Source organism: Bacillus sp. PPSBB_2, from assembly GCF_045291115.1.
Classification (GTDB): domain Bacteria; phylum Bacillota; class Bacilli; order Bacillales; family Bacillaceae_G; genus Bacillus_A; species Bacillus_A cereus.
The window spans coordinates 255,180-270,179 of sequence record NZ_CP147983.1 but is presented as its reverse complement, the minus strand read 5'-3'; the positions used below and the strand labels follow the sequence as shown (position 1 = coordinate 270,179).

Below are 15,000 nucleotides of genomic sequence, written 5' to 3'. Positions count from 1 at the left end.
CTTCTAATTTATTTTCATGAACCGAACTATTTGCCGCTCCTTGAGCTTGGTGATTAATTTGTTCCATACCAGCCCGATAATCGATAGTTGCTTGATGATTCGCATTCTCAAAAAACGGCGCTGCTGCCTTTGCTGACAAAACTCCTAATAACGCACAAGCAGCAAAAGTAGTAATCAATTGAATCCTTATACTCTTTCGTACGCTCTTTACTAATTTCTCAATTAATTCTCTTATTTTCCTTATATAAGTAAACGGATTAAATATCTTTTTCAATCTTATACCCCACTCCCCATACTGTTTTTATATATCTAGGCTTCCTTGGATTCTCCTCAATCTTTTCACGCACTTTTCGAATATGCACCATTACAGTGTTATCAGACTGGAAAGATCGTTCATTCCACACCTTTTCATAAATTTGCTCCGCACTAAACACCATACCTGGATTTCTAGCTAGCAATTCTAAAATTGAAAATTCCCTCGGAGTTAGTTTCACTTCTTCTCCCTCTACAATAACTTTATGGGTCGAGATGTTGATTTTCATCTCCCCAATTTCTAACTCGTCCTCATTTTGAATAGCGAAACCATTCATTTTCATATAACGGCGTAACTGAGATTTAATTCGTGCGATTAACTCTAACGGATTAAACGGCTTCGTTACGTAATCATCTGCTCCTGTTGTTAACCCTAAAATCTTATCCATATCTTGCGTTTTGGCAGAAAGCATAATAATAGGCATTTCTTTCGCTTCCCTTACTTTCATACACATATGAATACCATCCACTTTCGGCATCATAATATCTAATACGACTAGATGTACTTCATTTTCTTCCAGTAGACGTAATCCTTCTTCTCCGTCTCCTGCTTGCAATACTTTATATCCTTCATTCTTTAAATAGATTGTAATTAAATTCCGAATTTCTTTTTCATCATCTACGACAAGTATTGTTTCGTGTGCCACAATATCTCCCCCATCACTTTTTTAATCCCTAACTTCTATTATAGGAAAACTTCTGAAGAAAAACGCTCGGAAATCCTTAAGATTTTCTGAAGACACAAAAAAGGTCTAGACTCCCCTTAAGTCTAGACCTTTAAAAAACCCCTTTTATTTACGAACGTAGATGAAATATAGTACGAATAAAACTCCCATAACATACATAATCGGATGAACCTCTTTACGACGACCACTTACTACCATTGTAATTGGATAGAAGATAAATCCAATCGCAATCCCAGTTGCGATACTATACGTAAGTGGCATAGAGATAATTGTAAAGAATGCTGGTACTGCAATCTCGAATTTCTTCCAATCAATTTCCCCTAAAGAAGAAACCATCAAGATCCCTACAATAATTAATGCTGGTGCCGTTACAGCTGGTGTTACAACACTTAGTAATGGTGAGAAGAATAGTGCCAGTAAAAAGAATCCTGCTGTTACAACTGCTGTAAATCCAGAACGTCCACCCGCTGCTACCCCTGCAGAAGATTCAATATAAGACGTTGTTGTTGATGTACCCAAGATCGCACCAATTACAGTTGCAATCGCATCTGCAAATAATGCTTTTCCTGCACGTGGTAATTTATTGTTCTTCATTAATCCAGCTTGATTCGCAACCGCTACAAGCGTACCTGCTGTATCAAAGAAATCGATAAAGAAGAACGTTATAATAACAATCCCCATTTGAACTGTAAAAATATCTCCGAAGTGCGTTAACGCCACGCCGAACGTTGGTTCTAGACTCGGTATTGCTCCCACTACAGCTTTCGGAGTATCAATTAATCCTGTTGCCACTCCTAAGATCGCTGTAAGAATCATACCGTAAAATACTGCACCATTAACTTTCTTAATCATGAAGATGATTGTCGTAACAACCCCGAAGATTGCTAGTAACGTTGTGCCCTTTGTTAAGTCCCCCAACCCAACAAGAACCGCATCATTTTTCACGATAATTCCTGCATTTTGGAATCCAAGGAATGCAATGAACAATCCGATACCTGCTGCTACTGCAAACTTTAACTCCGATGGAATTGCATTAATGATTTTTTCACGAATACCTGAAGCAGTAAGAATAATAAAGATAATACCTGACATTAATGTTCCGGCAATTGCTGTTTGCCATGGAATACCCATCGTTAACACTGCTGTATAAGCAAAGAACGCGTTAATTCCCATACCTGGCGCTAAAGCAATTGGATACTTCGCGAAAATACCCATAATTAACGAACCGATCGCTGCCGCTAATGCCGTAGCAACGAATACTGCACCTGGATCCATCCCTGTACCTGCTGGTAACCCTTTAACATTTCCAAGCGACAGCGTAGCAGGATTGACAAATAGTACGTAAGCCATAGATAGAAATGTCGTTAACCCTGCTATGAACTCAGTCTTATAATTCGTACCGAGCTCATCAAACTGAAAATAGCGTTTCATCCTACGTTTCCCCCGTTATATGATTACTCGCCGTATTTCTCCTAGCCATCTTTTATCCCGAGAAATAAAAAAGGCTTCCATTGCATATATACATGGAAGCGTTCTATAAACAAAGACAAGTTTCCCCTCATCTTTATACAAACGCCTCGTAGTCAAGCCATTTACGGTAGCTAGGTAGAAACTTTCGGGCCATATCCCCGATATTATACGACGGCATAATATTCACTTTTCGTTTGAATTACATAATCATATTAACTCGACGAAGTAGTTTTGTCAATTTAAAAACGAACATTTTTATAAATTTTTATATTTTCGTTCGTATTAATACCAAAATAAAAAAGGTCCATCTATGCATAAGCAATAGATGGACTTTTTTATAAATACTATTCCCACTCAATAGTTGCTGGTGGCTTACTCGTTACATCATACACGATACGGTTAACGTGTTTTACTTCGTTTACGATACGTACAGAGATTTTCTCTAATACGTCCCAAGGGATACGTGCCCAGTCAGCTGTCATACCGTCGATAGATGTTACTGCACGGATACCTACTGTGTAATCGTAAGTACGCTCGTCACCCATAACACCTACGCTACGCATACCAGGAAGCGCAGTGAAGTATTGCCAGATTTCGCGATCTAAGCCGGCTTTAATAATTTCCTCACGTAAAATCGCATCAGATTCACGAACGATTTCTAATTTCTCTTCTGTGATTTCACCTAATACACGAATACCAAGACCAGGACCTGGGAATGGTTGACGCCATACGATTTCATCAGGAATTCCTAGTTCAGATCCTAATACACGTACTTCATCTTTAAATAACGTGTTTAAAGGCTCAATTAATTTGAACTGCATGTCTTCTGGAAGTCCACCAACGTTATGGTGAGATTTAATTGTTTGTGCAGTTGCTGTACCACTCTCAACGATATCTGTGTAAAGTGTACCTTGCGCTAAGAAGTCCATACCTTGTAATTTTGACGCTTCATCATCAAATACGTAAATGAATTCGTTACCGATGATTTTACGTTTTTGTTCTGGATCTTCTACACCTTTTAACTTGTCCATGAAGCGGTCTCTTGCATCCACTTTAATAACGTTCATATGGAAGCCTTCGCTAAATGTTTTCATAACGCCTTCTGCTTCACCTTTACGAAGTAAACCGTGGTCAACGAAAATACATGTTAATTGATCACCAATTGCTTTATGAATTAATACTGCTACAACAGAAGAGTCTACACCGCCACTAAGTGCGCATAGTACTTTTTTGTCTCCAACAGTTTCACGAATCTTTTCTAATTCTACTTCAATAAAGTTCTCCATGTTCCATCCTTCAGAACAACCACATACGCCGAATACGAAGTTTTTAATTAAATCGTTACCGTGCTCAGAGTGACGTACTTCTGGGTGGAATTGTACACCGTATAAGTTTTTCGCTTCATTGCTCATACCAGCAATTGGGCAAGACTCACTTGTTGCATCTACTACGAATCCTTCAGGTAAACCAGTTACTAAGTCGCCATGGCTCATCCATACAACTTGCTCTTCTGGAAGGTTCGCATATAATTTTGATTCGTTCTCTACTTTAAGAACAGCTTTTCCGTACTCACGGTGATTTGCACGCTCTACTTTACCACCGAAGTGTTGCGTCATAAGCTGCATACCGTAACAAATACCGAAGATTGGTAAACCTAGTTCAAAGATTTTTTCATCACAATGTAATGCACCTTCACCGTATACACTATTTGGTCCACCAGAGAAAATAATCCCTTTTGGATTCATTGCTTTAATTTCTTCTGCAGTAATTGTATGTGGATGAAGTTCACTGTATACACCGAACTCACGAATTCGACGTGCTATTAACTGATTGTATTGACTTCCAAAATCTAAAACGATAATTGTATCGTGTTGTTTCTTCAAAATAATCACCCCAACGTTAGTTCTCGTATATAAATATTTTCACCAATTTGGCGAAAAGCATTACCAATATAATAAAAAAAGCCAGTCCTCCGCCTCTAGTCTCATAACAAAGAAAAGGCAGGGGTCTGGCTTTATAAAGAAAGATAGTCTCCGCTCTTTATAAATATAAGACACACTGCCTTCATAGTCAGGTTGTTTACGGTAACCCGGTAGAGACTCTCAAACCATATCATTGAGGATATATGAAGGATCGTTTTATATTATCTTCCTAGATTCTAACAATGAAGTATCAATATGGTCAAGAGAGAAAGCGACAAAATTCTACAGAAATTCATTTCCTTTTCTAAAAAACATAAAAAAACATCCATTTCTATATAGAAATGGATGTTTTTTAGGGCAAACGGAATTACATCATTCCGCCCATACCGCCCATGCCCATGCCGCCCATGTCAGGCATTGCTGGTGCATTTGGTTCTGGCTTGTCAGCAACTACAGCTTCAGTTGTTAAGAACATAGCTGCAACAGATGCTGCGTTTTGAAGTGCAGAACGAGTTACTTTAGCTGGATCTACGATACCAGACTCAAGCATGTTAACCCATTCGCCAGTAGCTGCGTTGAAACCAACGCCTACTTTTTCGCCTTTCAGACGCTCTACAACTACAGATCCTTCTAGACCAGCGTTGATTGCGATTTGACGAACTGGCTCTTCTAGTGCACGAAGTACGATGTTGATACCTGTTGCTTCGTCGCCTTCAGCTACGATAGAAGCTACTTTTGTGTATACGTTCATAAGTGAAGTACCACCACCTGCAACGATACCTTCTTCTACTGCTGCACGAGTTGAGTTAAGTGCATCTTCAATGCGAAGTTTGCGCTCTTTTAACTCAGTTTCAGTTGCTGCACCTACTTTAATTACTGCTACGCCACCTGCTAGTTTAGCAAGACGCTCTTGTAATTTTTCACGATCGAATTCAGAAGTTGTTTCTTCTAATTGCGCACGGATTTGACCGATGCGAGCTTCGATTTGTTCTGTGCTTCCTACACCTTCAACTACAGTTGTGTTTTCTTTTGTAACAACAACTTTACCAGCGCGTCCTAAAGATTCAACTGTAGCAGATTTTAAGTCACGACCTAATTCTTCAGTGATTACTTCGCCACCTGTTAAGATTGCGATATCTTCTAGCATTGCTTTACGACGGTCACCAAATCCAGGAGCTTTAACAGCTACTACGTTGAATGTACCACGAAGTTTGTTCACTACTAATGTAGCTAAAGCTTCGCCTTCAACATCTTCAGCAATGATAAGAAGTGGTTTACCTTGTTGTACCACTTGCTCTAATACTGGTAAGATTTCTTGAATGTTAGAAATCTTTTTGTCAGTGATTAAGATGTATGGGTTATCAAGAACTGCTTCCATTTTGTCAGAATCAGTAATCATGTAAGGAGATGCATATCCACGATCAAATTGCATACCTTCTACTACGTCTAATTCTGTTGTGAATCCTTTAGACTCTTCTAAAGTAATAACGCCGTCGTTACCAACGCGCTCCATTGCTTCAGCGATTAATTGACCTACTTCTTCGTCAGCTGCAGAAATAGCAGCTACTTGTGCGATAGAAGATTTGCCTTCGATTGGTTTAGAAATCGTTTTTAATTCTTCAATTGCAGCAGTAACAGCTTTTTCGATACCTTTACGAAGACCCATTGGGTTAGCACCAGCTGTTACGTTTTTAAGACCTTCACGAATCATAGCTTGCGCTAATACAGTTGCAGTTGTTGTTCCGTCACCAGCTACGTCATTTGTTTTGCTAGCAACTTCTGCTACTAATTTCGCACCCATGTTTTCGAATGCATCTTCTAATTCGATTTCTTTTGCGATTGTTACACCATCATTTGTAATAAGTGGTGAACCAAATTTTTTCTCAAGTACAACGTTACGACCTTTTGGTCCAAGCGTAACTTTTACTGCGTTTGCAAGAGTGTCGACACCGCGAAGCATCGAACGACGTGCTTCTTCACTAAATTTAATATCTTTTGCCATAATAATTGACCCCCTTGGATTTTTTAAGATTTATATAATTAACCGATAACTGCTAAAATGTCACTTTCACGTAAAATCAAGTAGTCTGTACCTTCATATTTCACTTCAGTACCTGCATATTTTGAGAAGATGATAAGATCACCTGCTGCTACCTCTAAAGCAACACGCTCACCATTCTCAAGCACTCGACCAGTACCTACTGCAACAACTTTACCCTCTTGTGGTTTTTCTTTTGCAGTATCTGGTAATACGATACCACTTGCTGTTTTTTCTTCTGCTTGAACAAGCTCAATTACAACGCGATCACCTAATGGCTTTAGCATGAACAATAACCTCCTCATTTTGTTATGTAAATTTCTTTTATTAGCACTCAAGTCATCCGAGTGCTAACACACTTATAATAATAAATAATCTCAATTTCTTTTGCAAGTAAAAAAATCATAATTTTTTCGCAAATCACTATATAAACTTTCTATATAGAATACTGCCTTTACTATATGAATCGTTGTTTCCACTGCTCGTATGTTACAATATGAAAGGACACCCTAAGTTGTTTTCGCTACACACACAACTTTCTCCTGTCTTCTATTATAATTTCAAATAAGGATTTACGAAAAAAACATAATTCAAGTGAGGTTTATATCGTAGGTAGCATATTTACATGTTATCCTAACTTATCTCATACACTATAGTTAGAAAGGATGGTTAAACCATTTGAAGAAACAATACTGGTGGATTATCGTTACATACATTTTAATGCAGTTATCTGGCGTTGTTGGATTACCACTTCTCCTAAAAACAGGACTCTATGATAATAGAGGATTTACCATTGAGGAAAAAGGACAAATCATAACGGGACACTGGGCAATCATTAGCTTCTTTATTGCATTATGTATCGTACTTTGGTTACTTAGAACAGATATTCGTGACAGGCATTTAGATGCAATGCGCTCTTCTGTTCCAGCTACTATTGGATGGATTTTTATCGGGTTCTTCTTAGCTTTCTTTTCACAAATAGTTGCCGGTATGATCGAGATGCAACTGCTAGGAATTAAACAAGGTTCAGAAAATACAATGAAACTGATGGAAATTGCAAGAACGACACCTTGGTTCCTTATTGTTGTTTCTATAATTGGACCTATCTTAGAAGAAATCGTATTTAGAAAAATTCTATTCGGTACACTTTATAAGAAGTTTAACTTCTTTATTGCAGCTATCATTAGTTCGCTTGTATTCGCAGCAATTCATTTTGATTTTACTCACTTATTGGTATACACTGCTATGGGGCTCGTATTCGCCTTCTTATATGTGAAGACGAAACGTATTATCGTTCCGATTGCAGCTCATGTTGCAATGAATACATTAGTCGCTATTGGGCAAATTTTTATGAGCAATGAACAAATTCAAGAAATGATTAAAGAAGCTGAAAAAATGCAAGGCTTTATCGGAGGATTTTTTGTATGAGAAACTCACCATTGTTCATGGCTGCACTATACTTCCTTCTTGGATGTATCTTTACACGCTTCGCCATTACGAACGTGACAGATACAATCTGGAATATGTGGACAATACTATTTGCAGTTATGGCAACAATTGATTTTAATTTGGCACTTCGCCTTATATTAGTTAAATTCACAAAGAAGAAACAATAATAAAACGCAGAGGTCGCTTCCTCTGCGTTTTATTGTGGATAGTTTTTCAAAAAGTAAACTAATGTTTGTAACTCTACAGCTAAGTCAATATGATGAATTCTAATATTCTCTGATACGTTTAATCGCGCTGGTGTGAAATTCAAAATACCGTGCACGCTTGTTTCAGCTAATCTATCTGCTACAGCTTGCGCTACTGTAGCCGGTACTGTTAATATTGCCACTTGTATATCATTTGATAATCTCTCTTCTAATTCATCTAAATGATATACAGGAATGCCCCCGATTTCTGTTCCAACTTTCTCTTCACTAACATCAAATGCCATTTCAATTTTTGTATTATTGTTTTTCGTGAAATTATAATGTAAGAAAGCGGTCCCTAAATTACCTACTCCAATAAGTGCTACACGTGTTATATCATCTTGATCAAGTGTTTCGCGGAAAAATGATAATAAATAATTTACGTTATATCCATATCCCTTTTTCCCTAACGCTCCAAAATACGAAAAATCTCTTCGTATTGTTGCGGAATCTACTTTTACTGCCTCACTCAATTCGGCCGATGAAACACGCTGCTTACCAGAAAGAGATAAGTTTTGGATAAATCGATAGTATAGAGGCAATCTTTTAGCAGTGGCTTGTGGAATCTTTTGCTGATCCATATGACCTCTCCTCTCTTCCTATCTTTATTCATATACTTTAATCAAATACAGAAGTTTAGCACTCATTAAATTCCTTGTATAATAAAGAGAAGAAGTATTCTCTCTTTATTTTAAACTATACACTATTTTTAGTATGATTGAGAAATATAAACATGGCAAAGTTAAGAAATTATTTGAGGTGAAAACATTGATTTTATTACAAGTAAACGCGCTTTCGAAATTATACGGTGCAGAAACAATTCTTGCAAACATAAAATTGGAAGTACAAACAAAAGATCGTATCGCATTAGTTGGAAGGAATGGAGCAGGTAAATCTACATTATTAAAAATTATCGCTGGTGAATTATCTCATGATGGTGGCGAAATTATAAAACCGAAAGATGTCTCAATCGGATATTTAGCTCAAAATACTGGACTAGAAACGTCTTTAACAATTTGGGATGAAATGCTAACCGTCTTTACCCATTTACAGCAAATGGAGACAAAACTCCGAAGGCTTGAGCAAGAAATGGGAAAAGAAGAAAACTTTTCAAACGAAGCTACATATGAAAGATTGTTAGCTGATTATGACCAATTACAACTCAATTATAAAGATCAAGGTGGATATCAATATGAAGCGGATATTCGCTCCATTTTAAGCGGCCTTGGCTTCCCAGTTGAAACGCACCAGACGACGATCTCTACTTTAAGCGGCGGGCAAAAAACAAGATTAGCTCTCGGGAAATTATTATTAACAAAACCAGACTTACTTATTTTGGACGAGCCTACAAACCATTTAGACATCGAAACATTAACATGGCTTGAGCAATATTTGCAAGGTTATCCTGGCGCAATATTAATCGTCTCACATGACCGTTATTTCTTAGACAAACTCGTTACACAAGTATATGAAATTTCGAATAAAGAAAGCAGACGATTTGTTGGTAACTACAGTAAATATTTAGACTTAAAATCAGCATTATATGAGCAAGAAATGAAACGTTACGAAAAACAACAAGATGAAATCGCAAAACTTGAGGACTTCGTTCAAAAGAATATAGCTCGCGCTTCTACAACGAAACGTGCTCAAAGTCGCCGTAAACAACTAGACAGAATGGAATTATTAACGAGACCATTAGGGGATTCTAAGTCAGCATCATTCCACTTCGATATTGAAAAACAAAGTGGAAATGATGTTTTACAAGTAAATGATGCAACCATCGGCTATGATGAAAACCCTATAATTGAACATGTAACTATGCGCTTAACTCGCGGAGATAGTGTTGCTTTAGTTGGTCCAAACGGAATTGGGAAATCCACATTGTTAAAATCTATTGTGAATAAGTTACCACTATTAAATGGTGATGTTTCTTTCGGATCAAATGTATCTGTTGGTTATTATGATCAAGAACAAGCAAACTTAACATCTTCTAAACGGGTTTTAAATGAACTATGGGATGAATATCCACTGCAACCGGAAAAAGAAATCCGTACTATACTTGGGAATTTTTTATTCACAAGAGATGATGTACTGAAACCAGTATCTTCCCTTAGTGGCGGACAAAAAGCTCGATTAGCTCTTGCAAAACTTATGATGCAAAAGTCAAATTTGTTAATTCTAGATGAGCCTACGAACCACCTTGATTTAAATAGTAAAGAGATTTTGGAGAATGCTTTAATTGATTACCCAGGGACTCTTCTATTCGTCTCACATGACCGCTACTTTATTAACCGTGTAACAACGACTGTGGTTGAGTTATCAACAGAAGGTGCACAGGAATATTTAGGGGATTACGATTACTACGTTGAAAAAAAAAATGAAATGATTGAACGTGCAGAACTTGAACAGCAAGAAAGTGACGTTCCTGTTCAAAAGGTGGTTGCACAAGAGAAATTAAATTATTTAGAAGAAAAAGAGCGTAAAAAACTAGAGCGTCAACGCACTAGAAAAATTGAAGAGCTAGAACAAAGTATAGTGGAATTAGAAGAAGAAATTGCTACGTTAGAAGATCAACTTTGCTTACCAGAAATATATGCAGATTATGAAAAAGCTAGTGAAATTACAACTAAAAAGCAAACGCTACAAGAACAACTTGAAACTTGTATGGCAGAATGGGAAGAGCTGCATGTATAAGCATATTTAAATAAGGAAGATGTCTCATAAGTCAGGATTTTTGACTATGTGACATCTTTTTTTAGTACTTAAACAATTTTTTGAATATATCTATCGTAACTTAGAATATACTAACGATTTTTTAAATATATCTATTGTAACCCTATATATATTAACAATCCGACACGAAATATCGATTTAACGACAAAGATTGACAATATTAGCATCTTCTATAATAGGGAGATGTTTCAAAATATTTTTCGGGGATATCTTCTTACTTTTTATTTCCCGAAAAAGAACAAATTCAAAGGTCTGACATCAACCTATTTATCCACAAGTTTATACACATATCCACCTTTATAAAATAAACATTAAAATAACTTTTCCACATTATCCACAGCCAACAAAAAAGTTATCAACATTTTATATACACAATAAAACCCACATTATCAACAGATAATATGGGTTTTATCCACAACCTGTGGTTAATTATGTGTATAACTATGCTTCAATATCTAATCCTGGATTTGCATTTAAGGCTAATGTTGCACGCTTACCTTGTTCATAAGCAATTGTCCCTGCCGCTGCAATCATCGCTGCATTATCTGTGCATAAAGATAGCGGCGGAATAATTAATTCAATGTTTTCTTTTTGTGCAAATTCCTCTTCTAATCGCGCACGAAGTCCTTTATTAGCAGCTACTCCACCAGCAAGAAGTAATTGCTTTACATTATAAGCTTCTGCTGCACGAGCTGCTTTCGTTACAAGTACATCTATTACACTTTCTTGGAAACTTGCCGCTAAATCTTCTGGTGCAATTTCTATACCGCGCTGTTTTGCGTTATGCACAGTGTTGATAACTGCTGATTTCAATCCACTAAAGCTAAAATCATACGAATCCGGTTCTAGCCATGCACGAGGCAAATCAATTGTCGGTTCTCCTTCATGTGCAAGGCGATCAATATGAGGACCACCTGGATATGGCATAGATAACGTACGAGCTACTTTATCATATGCTTCTCCAGCTGCATCGTCTCGTGTTTCACCAATTACTTCGAATGAACCATGTTCTTTCATATAAACAAGTTCTGTATGCCCACCAGATACAACAAGTGATAATAACGGGAATTGAACTTCTTTTACTAAACGGTTCGCATAAATATGACCAGCAATATGATGAACACCGACTAACGGAATATCATGTGCAAACGCTACTGCCTTCGCTGCATTTACTCCAATTAGAAGTGCTCCTACTAAACCAGGACCTTCTGTTACAGCAATTGCATCAATATCATCAAATGTGATGTTTGCTTCCTTTAAAGCTTCTTCTAACACAACTGTAATTTCTTCTACATGATGACGTGATGCAATCTCTGGTACAACGCCGCCAAAACGTTTATGACTTTCAATTTGTGATGCAACGACATTCGCAATAATTTCCGTTCCATTTTTAACAACTGCTACTGCTGTTTCATCACAACTTGTTTCAATACCAAGTATAATCGTATTTTTTTCCATTATATATTCACCCACATTACGAGACCATCTTCCTGATTGTCTGCATAGTATCGTTTACGAATCCCACCATTTTGAAATCCGTATTTTCTGTATAACTGCTTTGCTACTTCATTTGATACACGTACTTCCAGTGTCATTGTTTTTACCCCTAGTTCTTTCGCTTCAGAAATAACTGCTTTCAATAGGGCATCTCCTAACTTTTGACCTCGGTATTCTGGCAAAATAGCTATATTTGTTATATGTGATTCATCAATAATTATCCACAATCCACAATACCCGACTACACGACCATCTTTTTCTAACACAATATAATGTGCATGTTCATTCATCGTTAATTCACGGTGAAAGGCATCTGCAGTCCAAGGAGTTGAAAAAGACGCTTCTTCAATAGCTACAATTTGAGCAATATCATCAAGCTCCATCTTTCTAAATATCATATCCATCTTCTGCAAGCTCCTACTTGTTTTGACTTTCTAACCACTTTGTTTCAGCTTCAGCTAAACGAAGATAGCTTGGAACAAACGTATGCACATCTTGTTCTTCTTTTTGTAATCCTAAGAATGCTAGCTCACTTGGTCTTGGGTTATTTTTAGTAAATGGAGCGAATACAGCTTGATCACCTAAATGTTCTATAATTGTTTCTTTATGCAATTTAACATCGTTACCGATAAATAAAACAGGCTGTCCTTTATCTTTTAACATTTGCAACCAGTCTACAATAAGAATAATTCGGTCTTCTTCTATTGAAGTTAACTGCTCTCCTTCATATGTATATAACCCAGTATAAATTTGCCCACGTCTTCCATCAAATAAAGGACAAATTAACCCGTTAAAGTTAGCACCGTTTGCAGCTACTACCTCTAAACTTGATACACCTACAATTGGTATTTGAAGTGACCAAGCTAATGTTTTCGCCGCTGTCACGCCTATACGAACACCTGTATAGGATCCAGGTCCAGCAGCTACAACGATTTTAGTTAATTCCTTCGGTTTTACGCCACACTCTTTTAACAGTTTCTCTACAGCTGGCATAAGACGTACAGAATGGTTTTTTGTTAAATTTGTAATGATTTCCCCAATTACGTTTTCTTCCTCAATAAGGGATACACCCATTACGTAATTTGAAGTATCAATTGCTAGTACTTTCATCTTGTAATAGCTCCTCACATAATCTAATATAGCGATCTCCAATTGGCTCGAGTATAATTTTTCTTGTGTCATCTCCAGCATGGAATAAACTAATTTGTAACTTTTCATTCGGTAAATATGCTTCTATTAAATGAGCCCATTCTACTACCGTAATTCCTTCACCGTAGAAATATTCATCAAAGCCTAAGTCCTCTTCACTTTCTGCTAAGCGATACACGTCCATATGATATAGCGGTAATCTTCCTTTATATTCTTTGATGATATTAAAGGTAGGACTATTTACAACTCTTTTCACTCCAAGACCTTTTGCTAGTCCCTTTGTAAAAGTCGTCTTACCAGCTCCAAGATCTCCTTCTAAAATAATTACATCTTGTGCCTCTACGAGCTCACCTAATTTTTCTGATAACCTTTGTGTTTCCTCAGAAGATTTTGTTGTTACTTCATATTTACTCACAGACTTCACCTACTTTACTCACAATGTTCTCTGCTCTTTATTATACAGGTTTTGAATATATAAAAAAGTCCTTAGGAGTTGTCCTAAGGATAGTTTGACTGTCTTTATTAGTTTTTTGTTAAAACAAATAAAAAAATACGAAACAACTTGTTTCGTTCTTTTCTTTATATGAAATGGCGGTCCCGACCGGGGTCGAACCGGCGATCTCCTGCGTGACAGGCAGGCATGTTAACCACTACACCACGGGACCATTTGGTTGCGGGGACAGGATTTGAACCTGCGACCTTCGGGTTATGAGCCCGACGAGCTACCGTGCTGCTCCACCCCGCGATGATAAAATATTTACTTTAGAAAAAATGGAGGAGGTAGAGGGATTCGAACCCCCGCGCGACTCTCGCCGCCTGTCGGTTTTCAAGACCGATCCCTTCAGCCGAACTTGGGTATACCTCCGAGATATATACGTCTAATGGTGGACCTTGTAGGACTCGAACCTACGACCGGACGGTTATGAGCCGTCTGCTCTAACCAGCTGAGCTAAAGGTCCTTTATGGTAGCGGCGGAGGGGATCGAACCCCCGACCTCACGGGTATGAACCGTACGCTCTAGCCAGCTGAGCTACACCGCCATAAATGATATTAATATAAGTGGAGCCTAGCGGGATCGAACCGCTGACCTCCTGCGTGCAAGGCAGGCGCTCTCCCAGCTGAGCTAAGGCCCCATGTTTTTTAGGAATATCGGGAAGACAGGATTTGAACCTGCGACCCCCTGGTCCCAAACCAGGTGCTCTACCAAGCTGAGCCACTTCCCGTTAATAAAAGCGCGCCCGAGAGGAGTCGAACCCCTAACCTCTTGATCCGTAGTCAAACGCTCTATCCAATTGAGCTACGGGCGCATATGATGCCGAGGGCGGGGGTCGAACCCGCACGGTGGTCACCCACCGCAGGATTTTAAGTCCTGTGCGTCTGCCTGTTCCGCCACCCCGGCATGTCATATTGAAAATTGGAGCGGAAGACGGGATTCGAACCCGCGACCCCAACCTTGGCAAGGTTGTATTCTACCACTGAACTACTTCCGCAAGACATGT

The 15,000-nt window shown here is 38.0% G+C and carries 14 protein-coding genes, 10 tRNA genes and 2 riboswitches (1 of these 26 cut by a window edge); of the genes, 3 read left to right on the top strand and 21 right to left on the bottom strand.

Annotation, left to right across the window (positions count from 1 at the left end; genetic code table 11):
• The 6 genes from ampS to groES all read right to left on the bottom strand — a co-directional run.
• Positions 1–274 carry the 5' portion of an aminopeptidase AmpS gene (ampS, locus tag V6946_RS01510; RefSeq protein ID WP_366982247.1) on the bottom strand. The gene continues 1,232 nt to the left of window position 1, outside the view, so the window shows 274 of its 1,506 coding nt (coding positions 1–274); its start codon is at positions 272–274; the stop codon falls past the left edge of the window.
• Positions 258–959, bottom strand: a complete 702-nt coding sequence (locus tag V6946_RS01505; RefSeq protein ID WP_000929885.1) for a response regulator transcription factor — start codon at positions 957–959, stop codon at positions 258–260. The genes ampS and V6946_RS01505 overlap by 17 nt, the downstream gene beginning before the upstream one ends.
• A 144-nt stretch (positions 960–1,103) precedes the next feature.
• Positions 1,104–2,429 (bottom strand): NCS2 family permease, encoded by a 1,326-nt coding sequence (locus tag V6946_RS01500; RefSeq protein WP_000833096.1) that lies wholly within the window; start codon positions 2,427–2,429, stop codon positions 1,104–1,106.
• A gap of 129 nt (positions 2,430–2,558) precedes the next feature.
• A riboswitch (purine riboswitch) is annotated at positions 2,559–2,660 on the bottom strand.
• Positions 2,661–2,812: 152 nt separating this feature from the next.
• Complete coding sequence (gene guaA, locus V6946_RS01495) at positions 2,813–4,351, bottom strand: glutamine-hydrolyzing GMP synthase (protein WP_000743909.1); 1,539 nt, start codon at positions 4,349–4,351, stop codon at positions 2,813–2,815.
• A 164-nt stretch (positions 4,352–4,515) separates the two neighbouring features.
• Positions 4,516–4,617: riboswitch (purine riboswitch) on the bottom strand.
• 140 nt (positions 4,618–4,757) lie between these two features.
• The gene (gene groL / locus V6946_RS01490) at positions 4,758–6,392 is read right to left on the bottom strand and encodes a chaperonin GroEL (protein ID WP_001029993.1); all 1,635 of its coding nucleotides are present in this window, start codon (positions 6,390–6,392) and stop codon (positions 4,758–4,760) included.
• 38 nt (positions 6,393–6,430) lie between these two features.
• On the bottom strand, positions 6,431–6,715 hold the full coding sequence (gene groES / locus V6946_RS01485; protein WP_000917311.1) for a co-chaperone GroES: 285 nt from the start codon (positions 6,713–6,715) through the stop codon (positions 6,431–6,433).
• A 391-nt stretch (positions 6,716–7,106) separates the two neighbouring features.
• Between groES and V6946_RS01480 the strand changes: the two genes are divergently transcribed.
• Together V6946_RS01480 and V6946_RS01475 are read left to right on the top strand one after the other, a co-directional pair.
• Positions 7,107–7,856 (top strand): CPBP family intramembrane glutamic endopeptidase, encoded by a 750-nt coding sequence (locus V6946_RS01480; protein WP_006920743.1) that lies wholly within the window; start codon positions 7,107–7,109, stop codon positions 7,854–7,856.
• Entirely contained in the window at positions 7,853–8,044 is a 192-nt protein-coding gene (locus V6946_RS01475; RefSeq protein ID WP_001246201.1) for a YdiK family protein, read from the top strand. Before V6946_RS01480 ends, V6946_RS01475 begins: the two co-directional genes overlap by 4 nt.
• A gap of 29 nt (positions 8,045–8,073) precedes the next feature.
• Here the strand turns inward: V6946_RS01475 and V6946_RS01470 are convergent, their stop codons facing one another.
• Complete coding sequence (locus V6946_RS01470) at positions 8,074–8,703, bottom strand: redox-sensing transcriptional repressor Rex (protein WP_000372699.1); 630 nt, start codon at positions 8,701–8,703, stop codon at positions 8,074–8,076.
• Between the two features lie 187 nt (positions 8,704–8,890).
• On the opposite strand from V6946_RS01470, the gene V6946_RS01465 reads away from it, so the two are divergent.
• Entirely contained in the window at positions 8,891–10,816 is a 1,926-nt protein-coding gene (locus V6946_RS01465) for an ABC-F family ATP-binding cassette domain-containing protein (RefSeq protein ID WP_366982248.1), read from the top strand.
• 480 nt (positions 10,817–11,296) lie between these two features.
• On the opposite strand, the gene tsaD is transcribed toward V6946_RS01465, so the two are convergent.
• The 14 genes from tsaD to V6946_RS01395 form a co-directional block, all read right to left on the bottom strand.
• On the bottom strand, positions 11,297–12,313 hold the full coding sequence (tsaD, locus tag V6946_RS01460; RefSeq protein WP_000414585.1) for a tRNA (adenosine(37)-N6)-threonylcarbamoyltransferase complex transferase subunit TsaD: 1,017 nt from the start codon (positions 12,311–12,313) through the stop codon (positions 11,297–11,299).
• Positions 12,313–12,756 (bottom strand): ribosomal protein S18-alanine N-acetyltransferase, encoded by a 444-nt coding sequence (gene rimI / locus V6946_RS01455; RefSeq protein WP_000367190.1) that lies wholly within the window; start codon positions 12,754–12,756, stop codon positions 12,313–12,315. Before rimI ends, tsaD begins: the two co-directional genes overlap by 1 nt.
• A 13-nt stretch (positions 12,757–12,769) precedes the next feature.
• Positions 12,770–13,462: a tRNA (adenosine(37)-N6)-threonylcarbamoyltransferase complex dimerization subunit type 1 TsaB gene (tsaB, locus tag V6946_RS01450; RefSeq protein WP_000865740.1), complete on the bottom strand. Its 693-nt coding sequence runs from the start codon at positions 13,460–13,462 to the stop codon at positions 12,770–12,772.
• On the bottom strand, positions 13,443–13,916 hold the full coding sequence (tsaE, locus tag V6946_RS01445) for a tRNA (adenosine(37)-N6)-threonylcarbamoyltransferase complex ATPase subunit type 1 TsaE (protein WP_000049642.1): 474 nt from the start codon (positions 13,914–13,916) through the stop codon (positions 13,443–13,445). Before tsaE ends, tsaB begins: the two co-directional genes overlap by 20 nt.
• Before the next feature lie 174 nt (positions 13,917–14,090).
• Positions 14,091–14,166: transfer RNA gene (locus tag V6946_RS01440), tRNA-Asp, on the bottom strand.
• Between the two features lie 3 nt (positions 14,167–14,169).
• Positions 14,170–14,246: transfer RNA gene (locus V6946_RS01435), tRNA-Met, on the bottom strand.
• Between the two features lie 27 nt (positions 14,247–14,273).
• Positions 14,274–14,366 (bottom strand) — tRNA-Ser (locus tag V6946_RS01430).
• Between the two features lie 17 nt (positions 14,367–14,383).
• Positions 14,384–14,460: transfer RNA gene (locus V6946_RS01425), tRNA-Ile, on the bottom strand.
• A gap of 4 nt (positions 14,461–14,464) precedes the next feature.
• Positions 14,465–14,541 (bottom strand) — tRNA-Met (locus V6946_RS01420).
• Between the two features lie 20 nt (positions 14,542–14,561).
• Positions 14,562–14,634 (bottom strand) — tRNA-Ala (locus V6946_RS01415).
• 16 nt (positions 14,635–14,650) lie between these two features.
• A tRNA-Pro gene (locus V6946_RS01410) sits at positions 14,651–14,724 on the bottom strand.
• 10 nt (positions 14,725–14,734) lie between these two features.
• Positions 14,735–14,808, bottom strand: a tRNA-Arg gene (locus V6946_RS01405).
• A gap of 6 nt (positions 14,809–14,814) precedes the next feature.
• Positions 14,815–14,900, bottom strand: a tRNA-Leu gene (locus V6946_RS01400).
• Between the two features lie 16 nt (positions 14,901–14,916).
• Positions 14,917–14,991: transfer RNA gene (locus V6946_RS01395), tRNA-Gly, on the bottom strand.
• Positions 14,992–15,000: the final 9 nt, after the last annotated feature.

Bases quoted from the DNA above. Each gene is read 5' to 3' on its own strand.
- V6946_RS01475 (WP_001246201.1), top strand. From the start codon at position 7,853: ATGAGAAACTCACCATTGTTCATGGCTGCACTATACTTCCTTCTTGGA.
- tsaD (WP_000414585.1), bottom strand. From the start codon at position 12,313: ATGGAAAAAAATACGATTATACTTGGTATTGAAACAAGTTGTGATGAA.
- V6946_RS01470 (WP_000372699.1), bottom strand. From the start codon at position 8,703: ATGGATCAGCAAAAGATTCCACAAGCCACTGCTAAAAGATTGCCTCTA.
- tsaB (WP_000865740.1), bottom strand. From the start codon at position 13,462: ATGAAAGTACTAGCAATTGATACTTCAAATTACGTAATGGGTGTATCC.
- rimI (WP_000367190.1), bottom strand. From the start codon at position 12,756: ATGGATATGATATTTAGAAAGATGGAGCTTGATGATATTGCTCAAATT.
- V6946_RS01500 (WP_000833096.1), bottom strand. From the start codon at position 2,429: ATGAAACGCTATTTTCAGTTTGATGAGCTCGGTACGAATTATAAGACT.
- groL (WP_001029993.1), bottom strand. From the start codon at position 6,392: ATGGCAAAAGATATTAAATTTAGTGAAGAAGCACGTCGTTCGATGCTT.
- groES (WP_000917311.1), bottom strand. From the start codon at position 6,715: ATGCTAAAGCCATTAGGTGATCGCGTTGTAATTGAGCTTGTTCAAGCA.